This is a genomic window from Phormidesmis priestleyi ULC007, from assembly GCF_003003695.1.
Taxonomy (GTDB): domain Bacteria; phylum Cyanobacteriota; class Cyanobacteriia; order Leptolyngbyales; family Leptolyngbyaceae; genus Phormidesmis_A; species Phormidesmis_A priestleyi_A.
Genome location: NZ_PVWG01000135.1, coordinates 1 through 911 on the forward strand (window position 1 = coordinate 1; position 911 = coordinate 911).

1 pseudogene is annotated in these 911 nt (G+C 51.7%); it reads left to right on the forward strand.

Annotated features, from left to right (window positions below):
* The first annotated feature begins 86 nt into the window (after nucleotides 1-86).
* Nucleotides 87-877, forward strand: a pseudogene (locus tag C7B65_RS27030) (IS5 family transposase).
* Nucleotides 878-911 lie beyond the last annotated feature (34 nt).

The following is a 911-nucleotide window of genomic DNA, read 5'->3' on the forward strand; positions in this document are numbered from 1 at the left end:
AGAGGCGGTTTGAGAAGTCAGTCAGTGAGTAAAAAAGCTCTCCGGTTATAAGCTGTAAATACGTAAAGTACAGCACCGAGAGAGCCATGAATAAAGCATACTCCAGTAACCTGAGCCAAGCTCAGTTCGAGTTAATTGAGCCACTGCTTCCAGCAGCTAAACCTGGTGGTCGTCCTCGTGAAGTCGAGATGTGGGCAGTGCTCAATGCCATTTTCTATGTCGTCGTTCAAGGCTGTAAGTGGCGCGACTTACCTGGCGAGTTTCCAGTGTGGCAAACGGTGTACACCTACTTCCGCAATTGGCGCAAAGATGGCACTTGGATCCGCATTCACGACCGATTGCGAGACTGGGTGAGAGTCGCAGAAGACCGCTTCCCCAGTCCATCCGAAGCCATCCTCGACAGTCAAAGTGTGAAAAGTGCCGCAATGGTGCATCAGTCAGTAGGCTTTGACAGTGGGAAATTGATCAAGGGGCGCAAACGATTTGTCTGTGTTGACACGTTGGGCTTGGTGCTGCGGATTTGGGTTGGAGCAGCCAGTGTGGGGGAGCGTCAAGGGGGTAAACAAGTGCTCCAGCGCGTAAAAACGATGGATAAAGCGGTTTCCCGTCTGCACACCGTTTGGGTCGATGGCGGCTTTGACGGTGCGCCCTTCATGCAGTGGGTAATGAATGTGTGTCATTGGATTGTCCAGTTGTACTGCGACCTGAGCAGACAAAAGGCTTTGTGCTACTCAAAAAGCGCTGGGTCGTGGAGCGTACCTTTGGGTGGCTGATGGGAGCGCGGCGATTAGCTAGGGATCATGAATTGCTCCCAGAGACTTCGGAGACGTTGGTCTACCTTGCCATGATTCGGCTCATGGTGAGACGATTGGCGTAAAATTTGACCGCTTATTACTTTTCAAACAGCCTCT